A 15,757-nucleotide genomic window follows, 5' to 3' on the forward strand; every position below is an offset into this window, starting at 1 on the left:
AAACCCCCGACCCGCTCATGCTGGTCGGGGGTTTGTCTTTGCGCCGAGAAACTTACATAGTCTGCTCGGTTCTTTGCGATAGGCTTTGCTATTGCCAAGGCTCAATTGTTAGCTTGATGCGCCCTTTCTATGTCTGATCAAAAGGAACGGAGTCTTTCCCGACCATGAGTCAAATCAGTACAGCCAAGACCCGTCATACCACCAATTGGTCTGCGATCTGGATATTGCCCCTGATAGCTTTGCTGATCGGAGGATGGCTAGCGTGGCAGGCTTATCAGCAGGCCGGGATCGAGATTGAGGTGTTCTTTCCGTCCGGTGAGGGAATCCAGGTCAACAAGACCGAGGTGATCTACAAGGGTATGACCATCGGCAAGGTCATCGGCATGGAGCTGGACGATCATGGCGATGAGCGCGGTGTTCGTGTGACGCTTGAGATGGACAAAAGAGTAGAGTCTCAGCTGCGCACCAACACGCGTTTCTGGTTGGTAAAACCGAATGTTTCCCTGGCGGGGATAACTGGACTGGAAACGCTGGTGTCCGGCAACTACATCACCGCCAGTCCCGGTGATGGTGAGCCTACTCGCCAGTTTGTTGCCTTGGCTGAGCAGCCCCCGCTCGCTGACAGTGTTCCTGGACTGCACCTGACGCTCAAGGCTGAGCGTCTGGGCTCGCTAAATCGCGATAGCCCGGTGTTCTACAAGCAGATTCAGGTCGGTCGGGTTAAGAGCTTCAAATTAGCTGATGACCAAACCACGGTCGAGGTCAAGGTGTTCATTCAGCCTGAGTTTGCGAGCCTGGTACGGAAACATACGCGGTTCTGGAATGCCAGTGGGGTGTCCATCGATGCCGGGCTATCGGGGGTCAAGGTACGGACCGAGTCGCTTTCAAGCATTGTGGCTGGCGGGATCGCCTTTGCCACGCCTGAGCATCGGAAGGACAGTCCGCCCACCGACCCGGCAATTCCCTTTCGTTTATATGAAGACTTTGAGGCCGCTCAGGCAGGGATCAGGGTGACGCTGACCCTACAGGACTTCGAGGGGCTGGACCCGGGCCGTACGCCGGTCATGTACAAGGGTTTTGCGATTGGTACTTTGCGCAAGACGTTGAACGTTGCTGAGAACCTCGAGTCGGCTCAGGTTGAGTTGATGCTGGATCCGCGCGCGGAGGATTACCTGACCGAGGGTGCTGAGTTCTGGATGGTCAAGCCATCCATATCCCTGGCGGGTATCACCGGGTTGGAAGCGCTGGTTAAAGGAAACTACATTGCCATCAAGCCGGGACCCAGGGGGAATCCTCCGGTTCGCGACTTCGTGGCGCGCGTGAAGGCGCCGCCGCTGGACGTAGGGGCACCGGGTCTGCATATGGTGTTGTTCGCCGATACGCTGGGTTCGTTGGAGATTGGCAGTCCGATTCTCTACCGGCAGGTGAAGGTTGGCAGTATCCAGAGCTTTCAGTTCTCGCGCGATCGCAAGAAGGTTGTTCTGGGGGCCCATATCGAGCCCACCTATGCCGGCTTGGTGAATAGCTCAACGCGCTTCTGGAACTCCAGTGGCATCACGCTGAAAGGTGGAATCTCTAGCGGTATCGAGGTTAAAAGCGAGTCGCTACAGACGCTGATGGCCGGTGGTGTGACCTTCGAGACACCGAACATGAGCGCGCCTGTCAATCGTAAGGTCCAGCGCTTCACCCTCCATGCAGACCGCGACACGGCTATGCAGGAAGGTGTAGCCATCCAGATTAAGTTACCGACAGGCGATGGCATCAATCCTGGTACGGCCATCCGCTTCAAGGGCATAGAGGTCGGCAAGGTTGAAAGCGTAGAGCTTACAGGTGATCTCAAGGCGGTGCTGCTCAATGCGCGCATCACCAAAGCAGCAGGGCGTATTGCCAGCGCTGGCAGCGAGTTCTGGGTGGTCAAACCTGAGCTCGGTCTGGTGCGTACCGCTAATTTGGATACCTTGGTCAGTGGGCAATATCTGGAAGTACTGCCCGCAACCAAGGCCGGAAAGACACAGACCTATTTCGAAGCTCGCCAGCAGGCGCCTGCTTTGTCTGTTCGTGAAACCGGCTTGCGACTCGTGCTCAGTGCTGCCCGCCGCGGCTCGCTCAAGCCTGGTGTGGTGGTTAGCTACCGCGAAATTCCCGTAGGCAAGGTGACCGACTTCGAGCTGGGGCCGACTTCTGATCGCGTCTTGATTCATATACTGATCGAGCCACGCTATGCGCCCCTGGTACGCAGCGGAACGCGCTTCTGGAATGCCAGTGGCATTGGCGTGGATGCTGGCTTGTTCAAAGGGGTCAAAGTGCGGACCGAGTCTCTGGAGGCTCTGCTGGAAGGTGGTATTGCCTTCGCCACTCCGGATAACCCTGTAATGGGCGGGCCTGCGCTCCCCGGTCAGACCTTTGCCCTGAATGATGAGGTCAACGAAGAGTGGCTGAAGTGGGCGCCGAAAATTCGTCTGGAGAACTAGGCCCATTCAGTTTGGTTTAAGTCGGCTTGGCTATCTTGATCTCCGTCGAAACCATTCACTCCCGACGGAGAATCAAGATGAACAAGCTGACCGCCCTTTTCGCCATCACCACCCTTGCCGCCACTGCCGGTATCGCCCAGGCCCGTGACCTCGGTCCCGATGAAGCACTCAAGCTGCGCGATGCCGGTACTATCCAGAGCTTCGAGAAGCTCAATGCCGCGGCCCTGGCTAAGCACCCCGGCGGCCAGGTCACCGAGACCGAGCTGGAAGAGGAATACGGTCGCTACATCTACCAGGTGGAAGTGCGCGACGCTCAGGGTGTGAAGTGGGACCTGGAGCTGGACGCCACCAATGGCCAGATCCTCCAGGATCACCAGGACGATTGATCCACCCCCAAGAAAAAGGGCCGCATCAGCGGCCCTTTTCGTTTGCGCGGAAGAATCAGGCCGGCTCGGCCTGTTCCTCGGTCGCCTTGGCGGTTTCGCGACGCTTGATGAACTTCCAGTCGGCCTCGTCGATGTAGATGCCGTTCGGCCCGCTGCCACCTTCCAGGTCGATGGCCACGTGGGCCGAGACCTGCGGTTTCACCGATGCCAGGATCGGCACGAAGCCCAGCTGCAGGCTGGTCTCGATCAGCGCCTGCTGGTTGCGCTCGTCGATATCCGCCGCCTCGTCGAGGTAGTAGGGCAGGCGTACCTTGCCGGCCTGCTCGCGGTCCATCAGGTGCAGCAGCAGGTACATGTTGGTCAGCGCCTTGATGGTCATGGTGGTGCCGTTGGACGCGGCGCCATCGATGTCGGTGTGCATCACCGGCTGACCGCCGACCTTGGTGATCTCGAAGGCCAGTTCGAACAGGTCCTTGAGGCCCAGCTGGTTGCCGTTGGCGGCTACCAGCCGCGACAGGTAGTCCTTGGCCTCCTCGTTCTTGGCGTCCTGCTCGGCGCTCTGCGAGAGGTCGAACACCGACAGGGTCTCGCCTTCCTCGTACTGGCCGGCGCTGTGGATGATCTGGTCGATGTGTCTGAGCGCGTCGCGGTTGGGCGCCAGGACGATGCGGAAGCTCTCCAGGTTGGACACCTGGCGCTTGTTGATCTCGCGGTTGAACAGCGCCAGCTGGTGTTCCAGGTTGTCGTAGTCGCTGCGGATATTGCGCAGGGTCCGGGCGATATCGGTGACCGCCGCACGGCGCGCCTTGGCCAGGGTCAGGGCTTCGTCCTGGCGGTGCGCGTAGGCGTTGACCAGTAGTTGCAAACGGCGCTCCGGATCGTCCTCGCTGTCGAACTTGGCCACGCCCTTGAGGCGTACCTGGGCATAGAGCGCGTCGATCTGGCCGTCGATGCGCTGCAGTGCCTGCCAGCTGTCCTGGTAGTCGTTGAGCAGTGGCAGCAGGTTCTCCAGGCTGTCGTCGACCGGCTCCATGAACGGCGTGCCGAACGGCAGGTCGGCCGGCAGCAGCTGGCGACGGCGCAGGGCATCTTCCAGGGTGCGCTCCTTGGCTTCCAGATCGGCCAGCTGGCGACCGATCAGCTGCAGCTTGGCGGACAGCTGTTGCACGCGCTCGGCAAAGGCGTCCGAAGCGCGCTTGAGTTCGTCCTGGGCGGCCTCGGCCTGGGCCAGCTGCTCCAGTTTGGCCGGTTCTTCGGCCGCCAGGGTCTGGCTTTTGCGGAAGTCCTCCAGGGCCTTCTGCGCATCCAGTACGGCCTGGTACAGCTGCTCGGCCTGGGCCTTGCTCGCCGCACGGTCGTTGGCTACGGCCTGCTGGGTCTTGAGTTGCTTGAGCTCGCGCTCCAGGCGGTCCTTCTGGTCGCGCAGGGCGGCGCGGTCAGCCAGGGCCTGCAGGGCCGGCGGCTCGATGTGCGAGAGATCGATGGACAGGCCCGGCACGGCGAAGGTGTCGCCCTTGAAGCGGTCCAGCACGGCCTCAACGGCCTTGACCCAATCATCGCCCTCGGCCTGGATGCCTTTCTCGCCGAGCGGCAGGCTGAACAGCTGGCCGTTGAACAGGCGCATCAGGCGCTCGACGTCCTGCTGGCTGAACTCCTCGCGCAGGCGCGAGTAGCTGTTGTTGTCGGCGTGATCGAGCTGCTGTTTGACCGACTTCAGGCGTTTTTCCAGATCACGTACGCGCTCGTCGAGGTCTTCGCTGGAGAACTGCCGTGACTGCGCCAGGGCGCCGGCCAGCTCGTCGTGGGCGTCCTTGGCGGCGAGCAGCTGCTCTTCCAGCACCTTGGCATCTTCGACCAGGGCGAAGCGGTTCTTGAGTACTGCCAGTTCGCCGAGCCAGCGCTGGATCTCGCTGATCTCGCGTTCCAGGCGCATCAGCTCGGCGGTGCCGCCGCGTTGTTCGTTCTGCAGGCCATCCTGCTCACGCTTATAGTGCTCGGCCTGGATCACCAGCTCTTCCTTGCGTGCGCCGGAGTAGTCCTGCCAGGCGCCGAGCAGGTTATCCAGCAGCGGCGAGAGGCGGTGCAGCTTGCCGCGGAGAACCTCGCGCTGGGCCACACCTCCGCTCAGGGCCTCGACCAGCGGGCCGGCGGCGACCAGTGCTTGGTAGTCCTGCTCCATGCGGCGCACGTCACGGAACGCCTCTTCTGTCGCGGCGATGTAGTCGACGCTGCCGGAGCGCAGGCTGTGCTCGAATGCATCGAGGAACAGCTGCTTGAGCTTGGCTGCAGTGATCTCGCGCATATGCAGCAGGTTGATGAACAGGGCGCGGAAGGTCTTCAGGCTCTGCTCGCTGGTGGAGCGCAGCGGGATCAGGGTCAGGTCCAGCGGAATGCTGGTGTGGCCGCCGACCAGCAGGCGCCGCAGTTCCTCGGGCTTGAGCTCATAGGGGGTGATGCCGGCCTGGCCGAGGTTCTTGAACAGCTCGCGCTGGCGCAGGCAGATGCCGTCCTGCTGGTAGTGGGCCAGGTCCAGCTCGCCCTGGTAGGCGAAGAACTGGTGGCCGAAGCCGCCCCCCGGGCCGCGACCGGCCACGCCGATCACGTGCGGGCCGTGGGGCAGGGCGACCTCGACCAGGATGTAGCTGGTGTCGCTGGCGAAGTAGAACTTGCGCGAGGCTTCCAGGCTGTACTTGCCGAAGCTCATGTCCGACATGCGCGCCAGGATCGGGAACTGCAGCGCGTTGATCGACGCCGACTTGCCCAGGTTGTTGGCGCCGTACACTGACAGCGGGTTCTCCAGCGGGAAGATGCCGAGGCTGTAGCCGGCGGTGTTCAGCAGGGCGAAGCGGCGGATGCCGTAGCGTTCCTGGCTCATGCGTCGATCTCCTGGGCGTCACGTTCCTCGGCCATGGCGCGGGCCAGGGCCTCTTCCTCGGATTCCTCGGTGGCTTCGGGCAGCGGCTCGATGCGCACGATGTCTTCCTCGGCTTCGTCGACTACCAGCTCCGGTGTCGGTAGCGGCAGGTTGCTGTGCAGGCTGGCGGCCAGGTCGCGGTCCTGCTGCACCGACAGGCACACGTCGAGGAAGCGGTGCATCGGCGCGAGGAAGCGGTACACGCCGTTGTCCTCGCTGGCGAAGCCGAGCTGGGTGAGGCGGCGCATGACCTTCTCTTCCAGCTCGTCCTGGGTGGTGACCTCGGCCTGCAGAAACAGGTCCTTGTACTTCTCCAGCAGCGGCGGCAGCTCGTCGCGGCCGAGGCTGCCGCCGTCGAGCACGGCCAGCGGGTCGCGACCCTGGTCGGCCAGGTGTTCAACCAGGATGAAGGTGAACAGCGCCAGACGCTGGGCGGTCTTGTTCACCTGGGCGCCCATCTGCTCGGGGACGAAGTAGTAGAAGCCGCGGCTGTCGCACACCAGCTCGTAGCCGAGCGACTTGAACAGCGCGCGGTAGGCGTCCTGCTGGTTGGACAGCTGGGTGTACAGCTCGGGGGCGGCACGGCTGATGTGGTAGCCCTTGAACAGCTCGCGGAAGATCGGCGCGAGCTGGGTGAGTTCTTTCAGATCGATATTCATGCGGAGGTCCCGGCCGGCTTGATCAGGGCATAGGAGCTCAGGCTGACCTGATGCTCGCGGGTGAGGTAGTCGCGACGCTCGAGGCGCTCGCGCTGGAAGCGGCCGTCGCGCGACAGGCGCGAGAACCAGTAGAGCAGCTCGTCGGTGGCGCCTTCCGGCTCCTGTTCCAGCAGCCAGACCATCAGGTCCGGCAGCGGCAGGGCCTGCTCGCAGCGCTCGATCATCTCGCGCGCGGTGCGTGGCGCCTTGGGCGGTGCGCCCTTGCGCGAGCCGCTGGCCCGCGGGAACTGATTGGGCTTGGGCTGGAAACGGGCCAGGGCGTAGACGTAGCTTTCCACCTGGCTGGCGGTGCCGAGGAAGGTGCTCTGCGGCCGGGTGAACAGCGGCAGTGAGGCCTGTGGCAGGGCGTCCAGGCCCTTCTTGCGGATCACCGACAGGGCCAGCGCCGCGCCACGGGTCACGGCGTTGTGCCGGCGCGCTTCCTCGCGCAGCGGCAGCAGCAGCTCGCGAGCCTTGCGCAGGGTCAGCTGAGCGACGGTCTGCATCTCCAGGATGCGCGCATGGGTGCGCAGCAGCAGGTCGTCGTCGACTAGCTGGCCGAGGCGCTGCTGTTCGCCGAGCAGGCGCAGCAGCACCTGTTCGACGCGGCGCACGCCCTGCTCGAAGGCGCCGTCGGCGGAGACCAGTTGGATCATCGGCTCGACATATTCGTCCCAGGTCGCCAGCACCTCGGCATAGCGCTGGCGTAGCGGAATCTGCCGGTCACTGGTCTTGGCCCGTTCGGCCACGCCGACCAGGGCCTGCTCGTCGTTGGCCAGCTTCTTGAGAACGTCCCTGACACGCATATCGAGCAGACGCAGCTGGCGCGCCAGGTCGTTACCGTCGCGCATCTCGAAGGCGTCCTGGATATAGCCGGCCAGGCGCTCCAGATGGCGCAGGTAGGCCTCGATCTCCAGGCACAGGCCCAAACGGTGCTCGCGGCGCAGGTAGGCGAGGAAGTCGTGGATCTGCGCGTTGAGCTCGAAACGGTTGGGGCTCTTGGCCACCGGCACCAGGATGTCCAGGCGGATCCACTGGTCGAGCAGGGCGGTGATATCGGCGGGGCTGCCTTCGGGCAGTTGCGTGCCGAGCTGATTGCGCAGCTCGACCAGGCTCAGGGTGCCGGTGTCGAAGCGTTCGCACAGCGGTTCGAGCAGCATCCAGTGCTCGGCGAGGGCGCGCAGTACGCGCTTGGGATCGATCATCGCGGGGCCGTGATATCCGTAGGATCAAAAAGGGGCGATTGTAGCTTATCGATCCGGGGGCGATACCCGCGTCCGTCATGTCGCTGCAATGGTGCTGCGGCAGGCTTTCGGCTCACTCCTTTGATCGAAAAATGCACACTGCTCTTTCGATATGCGCCGGTTGTCGGCACAATTCGCGTCCTCTTTTTTCCAGGGGGGCCGGGGCCCTCCATTGGTCGACCTTGCCGGGGCTACGAGATGATCAAGACGCCGTACTACCTCATCGACAAACAGAAGCTGCTGGCCAACCTGGAGAAGATCGCCTACGTGCGCGAACACTCCGGGGCCAAGGCGCTGCTGGCGCTCAAGTGCTTCGCCACCTGGTCGGTATTCGACCTGATGCAGCAGTACATGGACGGCACCACGTCCTCTTCCTTATATGAGCTCAAGCTCGGTCGGCAGAAGTTCGCCGGCGAGACCCATGCCTACAGCGTGGGGTGGGCCGATGACGAAGTCGAAGAGATGGTCGCCAACTGCGACAAGATCATCTTCAACTCGATCAGCCAGCTGGAACGTTTCGAAGCAGCAACCGAAGGCACCATCCGCGGCCTGCGCGTCAATCCGCAGGTGAGCAGCTCCGACTACCTGCTGGCCGACCCGGCGCGGCCGTTCAGCCGCCTGGGCGAGTGGGACGCCGAGAAGATCGCCCCGGTGATGGGCAAGATCAGCGGCTTCATGTTCCACAACAACTGCGAGAACGGCAGCTTCGAGCTGTTCGACAAGATGCTGAGCACCATCGAGGAGCGCTTCGGGCATCTGCTCGCCCAGGTCGAGTGGGTCAGCCTCGGCGGCGGCATCCACTTCACCGGCGAGGGCTATCCGCTGGATGCCTTCTGCGCGCGCCTGAAAGCCTTCTCAGAGAAATATGGGGTGCAGGTCTACCTGGAACCGGGCGAAGCGGCGATCACCATGAGCGCATCGCTGGAAGTCACCGTGCTCGACACCCTGTACAACGGCAAGAACCTGGCGGTAGTCGACAGCTCGATCGAAGCGCACATGCTCGACCTGCTGATCTACCGCCTCAACGCCAAGATGGCGCCCAACGACGGCGAGCACACCTACATGGTCTGCGGTAAGTCCTGTCTGGCCGGCGACATCTTCGGTGAGTACCAATTCGATCGTCCGCTGGCCATCGGCGATCGGCTGTCGTTCATCGACGCGGCAGGCTACACCATGGTCAAGAAAAACTGGTTCAACGGCCTGAAAATGCCGTCCATCGTGGTGAAGCAGCTCGACGGCAGCGTCGAGGTGGTTCGCGAATTTACCTTTGACGATTACCTCTCCAGCCTCTCCTGAGGCTGGTGTACGGGTAAAGGAGAGATAACGAATTGAAGAAGAACGTTCTTATCATTGGTGCAGGAGGTGTTGCCAAGGTGGTGGCCCATAAGTGCGCGCAACACAATGACGAGTTAGGTCGCATTGCAATTGCGTCGCGCAACATCTCCAAATGCCAGGCCATCATCGACAGCGTGCAGGCCAAAGGTAGCCTGAAGCAGCCCGCGGATATCCGGGCCTACGCGCTGAATGCTCTGGACGTGGAAGCGACCAAGGCACTGATCCGCGAGACCGAGTCGCAGATCGTCATCAACGTTGGCTCCGCCTTCCTCAACATGTCCGTGCTGCGCGCCTGTATCGACACCGGCGTGGCTTATCTGGATACCGCGATTCACGAAGATCCGAGCAAGATCTGCGAAACCCCGCCGTGGTACGGCAACTACGAGTGGAAGCACCTGGCCGAATGCCAGGACAAGGGCATCACCGCCATCCTCGGTGTCGGCTTCGATCCGGGCGTGGTCAACGCCTATGCCGCTCTGGCGCAACAGCAGTACTTCGACAAGATCGAGTCGATCGACATCCTCGACGTCAACGCCGGCTCGCACGGCAAGTACTTCGCCACCAACTTCGACCCGGAAATCAATTTCCGCGAATTCACCGGCACGGTCTGGAGCTGGCAGAACAGCCAGTGGACCCCCAACAGCATGTTCGAGGTCAAGCGCACCGACGACCTACCTGTAGTGGGCGTGCAGAACCTGTACCTGACCGGCCACGATGAAGTGCACTCGCTGTCCAAGCACCTCGACGTACCGAACGTGCGTTTCTGGATGAGCTTCGGCGATCACTACATCAACGTGTTCACTGTGCTGAAGAACCTCGGCCTGCTCTCCGAGCAGCCGGTCACTACTGCCGAAGGCCAACAGGTCGTGCCGCTGAAAGTGGTCAAGGCCGTGCTGCCGGACCCTGCCTCGCTGGCGCCGGGTTACAGCGGCAAGACTTGCATCGGCGACCTGGTCAAAGGCACGAAAGACGGTAAGCCAACCGAGCTGTTCATCTACAACGTCGCCGACCACAAGGATGCCTATGTCGAGACCGACAGCCAGGGTATCTCCTACACCGCCGGCGTTCCGCCGGTGGCCGCTGCCCTGCTGGTGGCACGTGGCGAGTGGGATGTCTCGCGCATGGTCAACGTCGAGGAACTGCCGGCCGAGCCGTTCCTCAAGCTGCTCGATGTGATGGGCCTGCCCACCCGCATCAAGGACGAGCACGGCGACCGTCCCTGGGATCAGGCCATCTGATCCACCCTACAAGGCCCGCCAATCGGCGGGCCTTGTGCATTCTGGGTCGCAGATTGCGGTTGTAGGGTGAAAAACGCCGCAGGCTTTTCCACCGGGCTGGTGGGGGTTCATGGTGTTGTCGTAGCCCGGATGCAATCCGGGAAGCCGGCAGCCCCGCTCCCGGATTGGCATCCGGATTACAGGATTCGTCCCCCCTCGCCCGTTTACGGGAGAGGGGCGGGGGAGAGGGGGGGCGGGGCCTGGCCCCCTCTCCCTAGCCCTCTCCCCGAGGGGAGAGGGGATAAACCGCGACGCAGGTGGCCCCTGTCTGTTCGCAGCGGCTTTCCGCTCGCCGTGTTTCACGCGACAATGGCCGTCTTTGTGTTATCCCCGAGGCCAGAGCCTTTGAGCCGTATTCCTGTGACTCACTGCCCGCCGGTGCGCCCGTGATCAGCGAACTGCGTCGTCGCGCCTACTTGGGCGCCATGCAGGTGGCCAGCTGGTTGCCGCGCGTGGAGCTGCCCTTCGCCGCGCCATCGCGCCCCGAGCTGTTGCAGCCCTTGCCCGAGCCTGAGCCAGAGGTCGAAGCTGCGCCGGTTAACGAGACGCCGGCTGCGGTCCCCGTTGCCGCGCCGCGCCCGACTATCGAAGTGCCGCGCCCTTCAGCGGCTTCCAAGGTGTTTGCCAAACCCGAGCCCAAGGACGAGCCGGAGCTGCCCGAGGTGGTTGAAGCCAAACCGGTCGTGGCGCCACCGCGCTTCGCCTTGCAGCTGCTGCGTGCCGGCGACTGCGCGCTTCTGGTCGAGCTGGCCACCGGCGAGCCGTTCCAGAGTCGCGATCCGTCCTACCTGCTGCTCAAGGATCTGCTGCGCGCCGCCGGCTTGCCGGATGCTCCGCAGCAGGTTGGTGATGGCTCGCCGATCCGTTGGCCATTGCTGTCGCGCGGTAACCTCGACCAGGGCCCGGACGCCGCCCGCGACTACGTGCAGGGCGTGCTGGCCGGCCAGTTGGAGGCACAGCCTTGCCGCTGCCTGTGGCTGATTGGCCTGCCCGCCGTGCGCTTTGCCGGCGAGGTGGCTGACGAGGCCTATTACCACGAGCTGCAGGTCGAAGGCCTGGGCACCGCCTGGGCGCTGCCGAGTCTGGAGCTGCTGATGGATGAACCTGAGCGCAAGGCCGATGTCTGGCGCGCCATGCGCCGGGTGATGCCGCGCTGGAAAGCGTCTGTATGAGCGGCGCCATTAGTTTCCGCCCGATGACCGAGGCCGACCTCGACCGCGTGGTGCAGATCGAGAATGCCGCCTTCAGTCATCCCTGGAGTCGCAACCTGTTCGCCGACGGCCTCAAGTCCTATGACTGCTGGCTGATGTTCGAGGGTGAGGAGCAGGTCGGCCACGGTGTGATCCAGATCATTCTCGACGAGGCGCACCTGCTCAATATCACCGTGCGCCCGCAGAGCCAGGGCCAGGGCCTGGGGCTCAAGCTGCTCGAGCACCTGATGCGTCGGGCGATGGAGCTCAAGGCTGGCGAGTGCTTCCTCGAAGTACGCGCCAGCAACCAGGGCGCCTATCGCCTGTACGAACGCTACGGCTTCAACGAGATCGGCCGCCGCCGCGATTACTACCCGGCACCCGGCGGGCGCGAAGACGCCCTGGTCATGGCCTGCACCCTGATCGACTGAATAAGTCGCCTGCTTTGGCGGTTCCGGCTTTTGTCGCCGTGTTCGCGCCCCGCTAGCATCGCTGCATAACCACAAGAAAGGATGGGGCCATGCAGCCGGTCGATGTATTGGTAGTGGGGGCGGGCATCTCCGGGCTGACCGCGGCCTGGCGCTTGCAGCAGGCAGGGCTGTCGGTACGAGTGCTGGAGGCCAATGATCGGGTCGGCGGGCGCACGCTCAACCACGCCTTCGCCACCGGCGAGCAGGTGGAGGTTGGCGGCCAGTGGGTCGGCCCGACTCAGGATCGCGTTCTCGCTTTGATCGCCGAGCTCGGTCTGCAGACCTTCCCACTGTGGAACCAGGGCGACAACCTCACCCTGTTCGGCGGGGCGCTCAAGCGCTATCGCGGCACCATTCCACGCTTCGCCCCGCACGTGTTGCTCGACGTGCTGCAGGCGCAGCTGCGTTTCGAGCGGCTGTGCCGGCAGATCCCCCTGGACGACCCGGCGCGCCATCCCAAGGCCGCGCAGTGGGATCGCATGACCTTCGCCGAGTGGATCGCTCGCACCCTGAAGACCGCTCACGGCCGCCAGGTGTTCGAGCTGCTCAGCGGCGCGGTGTTCGCCGCCGCCTCCCACGAGCTGTCCTTCCTCCACGTGCTGTTCTACGTGAAGAGCGGCACCGACTTCGACACCATCCTCGCGGTCGAGGGCGGCGCCCAGCAGGACCGCATCGTCGGCGGGTCGCAGCGCATCTGCCTGGCCCTGGCCGAGCGCCTCGGCGATGTGGTCTGCCTCGGTGAGCCGGTGCGCGCGCTGCGCCATGACGCGGCGGGCGTCGAGCTGATCACCGAACAGGGCAGTCACCGCGCGGCGCGGGTGATCTTCGCTGTGCCGCCGACCATGCTCCTGCGCATCGACCAGCAACCGCCGTTGCCGGGCTGGCGCGATCAGTTGCTGCAGCGCCAGCCGCAGGGCGCGGTGGTCAAGTGCATGGCGCTGTACGAGCGACCGTTCTGGCGCGAGCAGGGCCTGTCCGGGCAGATCACCAGCGAGGTCGGGCCGGTGCGCCTGACCTTCGACAACAGCCTGCCGGACTCGCCGCGCGGCGTGCTGATGGGCTTTATCGAGGGTGAGGACGCGCGCGAGTGGGCGGCGCGCAGCGAGGCCGAGCGACGCGCCGTGGTGCTCGACTGCTTCGCCCGCTACTTCGGCGAGCAGGCTCGCCAGCCGCTGGACTACGTGGACAAGTGCTGGGCCGACGAGCCTTACGCCCGTGGCTGTTATGCCGCGCTGTTCCCGCCTGGGCTGTGGACCAGCGGCGCGGCGCGTCTGCGCGAGCCGGTCGGGCGCGTGCACTTCGCCGGCACCGAGACCGCCACCCGCTGGCTGGGCTACTTCGACGGCGCCGTGCAGGCCGCCGAACGGGCTGCGGCCGAAGTGCTGAGCGCCGAGGGGCGTGGCCATGTGTGACACCCTGGTGCTGCGCCAGAATGGCCAGACCTGGTTCGCCAAGAACAGCGACCGCGAGGCTGCCGAGCCGCAACGCCTGTTGCGCCTGGCCGAAGTGCGCGGCGATCGCAGCGCCGAGTTGCAGGCCACCTACCTGCGAATCCCGCAGACGGCCGACCGCCATGGTCTGATCCTCAGCCAGCCAAGCTGGCTCTGGGGCGGCGAAATGGGCGTCAACCAGCATGGCGTGGCCATCGGCAACGAGGCGGTGTTCACTCGCCTGACCCGCAAGCGCGGCCAGGCGCTGCTCGGCATGGACCTGCTACGCCTGGGCCTGGAGCGCGGCGCCACGGCGCGCGAGGCGCTGCAGGTGCTGGTCGAGCACCTCGAACGCTTCGGTCAGGGCGGCCCGGCGGGCTATCGCGACAAGGGTTTCCGCTACGACAACAGTTTCCTCATCGCCGATGCCGGCGAGGCCTGGGTGCTGGAGAGCGCCGGCCAGCTATGGGCGGCCAAGCGCGTGGAGCGCTGGGCTATCTCCAATGTCCTCACCCTGGGTCACGAGTTCGATTTGTGCAGCGCTGACCTGCCCGGCCAGGCGCGCAAGCTGGGCTGCTGGGACGGGCGCGGTGATTTCCACTTCGCCCGCGCCTTCGATACCCGTCTGCTGCCCTGGATCGGAGGTGCGCATCGCCGTCGGCAGCTCAATCAGGACTTCCTCTCCACCTGTTCGGTAGATGCCGGCTGGCCCGAGTTGGCTGCTGCGCTGCGCAGCCACGGCGCGCGCGGCGACGATTTGCACGGTCACGACAACCGCCAGGTGTGCCTGCATGCCGGCGCTTTCTGGCGCCCGTCGCAGACCACCGCCAGCCTGATCGCCCGGCTGCAGGGGGCGGTCACGCGAATCGCCGCCACCGCTACCTCGGCACCTTGCCTGAGTCTGTTCCAGCCGCTCGACCTGACGCCTGGGGCGGGCGCGGGGGTGCTCAGTGCGGCAGGGCAGACTGTCGAGCAATCACTGTGGTGGCGCTTCGAGGCTGTGCACCGCCGTGCCCTGGTCGATGTCGAGTTTCGCCAGGCCCTGCGTGCCAGTCGCGATGCCCTGGAGCCGCAACTTCTGGCGGCGCTCGATGAGTCGGCGCCGCCTTGGGCGTCCCTGGCCGAGCAGGGTGCCGCCTGGCATGCGCAGTGGCAGGCTGAAGCGGCTGAACGCGATGTGGTGTTGCCGCGCTGGTGGCGGCGCAGCGCCCGCTTGTAAATCCTCGATGGCCTCCGTATGGTCGCGCGGCGACTCCGGAGATGACCATGAGCGATCTGCAGCAGCCTGCCCAACCCACGTCCTCCGGCCTGAGCCGTGGCGCTCTCCTGGCCTGGGCCGGTCTGGCGTTTGCGAGCCTGTTCTGGGCTGGCAACTCGCTGGTGGCGCGCGCCTTCAGCGGTGAGATTCCGCCGCTGTCGCTGGCCTTCTGGCGCTGGGCCACGGCCCTGGCCATCCTCCTGCCGCTGGTTGGTCCCTCGCTGTGGCAGCATCGGCATATCTTGCGCCAGGCCGGCTGGCGCCTTTGGATGTTGGCCGCGCTGGCCATCGCCACCTACAACTGCCTGCTGTACACCGCCGCGCTGAGCACGGCGGCGATCAATCTCAGCCTGGTCAGTACCTGCCTGCCGCTGGCAACTTTTATCGGTGCCGGGCTGCTGCTCGGCGAGTGGCCAGCGCGCAAGGCCTGGCTCGGCCTACTGCTGGCGCTAGTGGGGCTGCTCTGGCTGATCTGTCAGGGCAACTGGCAGGTGCTGGCCAGCCTGTCCTTTGCCCCGGGTGACCTGCTGATGGTGCTGGCCACCCTGGACTGGGCCCTCTACTCGCTACTGCTGCGGCGCTGGCGTGCACACTTCCCGCTACCACCCTTCACCTTGCTCGGTGCACTGGTGTTGCTCGGCCTGCTGATGCTGACACCGCTGTATGCCTGGGAGCTGTGGCAGGGCGCGCGCTTCGAACCAAGCCTGCCCAACCTCGCCGCCATCGGCTACACCGCGCTGTTCGCCTCGGTACTGGCCTACCAGCTGTGGAACATCGGCCTACGCGAACTGGGCCCTGCCCGTACCTCCATGAGCAACTACCTGATGCCGGTGTTCACCGCCATTCTCGGTTGGGTGCTTCTGGGCGAGCATCTACAGGACTACCACTGGGTTGGCGGCGCTTTGATCGTCAGTGGGCTATTGCTGGCGGGGAGAGGGCAGGGGCAACAGGGATAATTGCCCGGTAGAAACAACAAAGGCCTAGCTTTCGCTAACCCTTTGTTTTGTATGGTGGCTACACCGGGACTTGAACCTGGGACTGTTGTGGCTCAATGATTCTGGACACCCCAATACAGAACGCTAGC

Annotated in this window: 12 protein-coding genes; 9 read left to right on the forward strand and 3 right to left on the reverse strand. The window is 64.3% G+C overall.

The annotated features are described in order from the left end of the window. Positions 1 to 164 precede the first annotated feature (164 nt). Together ACF8C6_RS00005 and ACF8C6_RS00010 are read left to right on the forward strand one after the other, a co-directional pair. A complete protein-coding gene (locus ACF8C6_RS00005) occupies positions 165 to 2,471 on the forward strand; it encodes an MlaD family protein (protein ID WP_392497398.1) in 2,307 nt (768 codons plus the stop codon). Positions 2,472 to 2,548: 77 nt separating this feature from the next. Then, the gene (locus ACF8C6_RS00010) at positions 2,549 to 2,857 is read left to right on the forward strand and encodes a PepSY domain-containing protein (protein WP_392497399.1); all 309 of its coding nucleotides are present in this window, start codon (positions 2,549 to 2,551) and stop codon (positions 2,855 to 2,857) included. 55 nt (positions 2,858 to 2,912) lie between these two features. Here ACF8C6_RS00010 and mksF read toward each other — a convergent pair whose 3' ends face one another. Genes mksF through mksB form a run of 3 tightly spaced genes read right to left on the reverse strand, consistent with a single transcriptional unit; the run spans position 2,913 to position 7,674 of the window. After that, positions 2,913 to 5,732: an Mks condensin complex protein MksF gene (gene mksF / locus ACF8C6_RS00015; RefSeq protein WP_392497400.1), complete on the reverse strand. Its 2,820-nt coding sequence runs from the start codon at positions 5,730 to 5,732 to the stop codon at positions 2,913 to 2,915. Further along, entirely contained in the window at positions 5,729 to 6,430 is a 702-nt protein-coding gene (gene mksE, locus ACF8C6_RS00020) for an Mks condensin complex protein MksE (protein WP_392497401.1), read from the reverse strand. Before mksE ends, mksF begins: the two co-directional genes overlap by 4 nt. Next, positions 6,427 to 7,674, reverse strand: coding sequence for an Mks condensin complex protein MksB (mksB, locus tag ACF8C6_RS00025; RefSeq protein WP_392497402.1), 1,248 nt, complete (start codon positions 7,672 to 7,674; stop codon positions 6,427 to 6,429). Before mksB ends, mksE begins: the two co-directional genes overlap by 4 nt. Before the next feature lie 237 nt (positions 7,675 to 7,911). Between mksB and ACF8C6_RS00030 the strand changes: the two genes are divergently transcribed. The 7 genes from ACF8C6_RS00030 (at position 7,912) to ACF8C6_RS00060 (ending at position 15,629) form a co-directional block, all read left to right on the forward strand. Continuing rightward, positions 7,912 to 9,009 carry a carboxynorspermidine decarboxylase gene (locus tag ACF8C6_RS00030; RefSeq protein ID WP_392497404.1) on the forward strand — a complete coding sequence of 366 codons (1,098 nt, stop codon included), beginning with the start codon at positions 7,912 to 7,914 and terminating at the stop codon, positions 9,007 to 9,009. Between the two features lie 32 nt (positions 9,010 to 9,041). Further along, positions 9,042 to 10,286, forward strand: a complete 1,245-nt coding sequence (locus ACF8C6_RS00035) for a saccharopine dehydrogenase family protein (protein WP_392497406.1) — start codon at positions 9,042 to 9,044, stop codon at positions 10,284 to 10,286. Positions 10,287 to 10,711: 425 nt separating this feature from the next. Then, positions 10,712 to 11,497 (forward strand): energy transducer TonB, encoded by a 786-nt coding sequence (locus ACF8C6_RS00040; protein WP_392497407.1) that lies wholly within the window; start codon positions 10,712 to 10,714, stop codon positions 11,495 to 11,497. Next, positions 11,494 to 11,946 (forward strand): ribosomal protein S18-alanine N-acetyltransferase, encoded by a 453-nt coding sequence (gene rimI, locus ACF8C6_RS00045; protein ID WP_392497409.1) that lies wholly within the window; start codon positions 11,494 to 11,496, stop codon positions 11,944 to 11,946. The genes ACF8C6_RS00040 and rimI overlap by 4 nt, the downstream gene beginning before the upstream one ends. An 89-nt stretch (positions 11,947 to 12,035) precedes the next feature. Continuing rightward, positions 12,036 to 13,397, forward strand: a complete 1,362-nt coding sequence (locus tag ACF8C6_RS00050; protein WP_392497411.1) for a flavin monoamine oxidase family protein — start codon at positions 12,036 to 12,038, stop codon at positions 13,395 to 13,397. Continuing rightward, positions 13,390 to 14,634: a C69 family dipeptidase gene (locus tag ACF8C6_RS00055; protein WP_392497412.1), complete on the forward strand. Its 1,245-nt coding sequence runs from the start codon at positions 13,390 to 13,392 to the stop codon at positions 14,632 to 14,634. Before ACF8C6_RS00050 ends, ACF8C6_RS00055 begins: the two co-directional genes overlap by 8 nt. A 47-nt stretch (positions 14,635 to 14,681) precedes the next feature. After that, the gene (locus ACF8C6_RS00060; RefSeq protein ID WP_392497414.1) at positions 14,682 to 15,629 is read left to right on the forward strand and encodes a DMT family transporter; all 948 of its coding nucleotides are present in this window, start codon (positions 14,682 to 14,684) and stop codon (positions 15,627 to 15,629) included. Positions 15,630 to 15,757 lie beyond the last annotated feature (128 nt).

The organism is Pseudomonas sp. zbq_18 (genome assembly GCF_043102245.1).
Lineage (GTDB): Bacteria > Pseudomonadota > Gammaproteobacteria > Pseudomonadales > Pseudomonadaceae > Aquipseudomonas.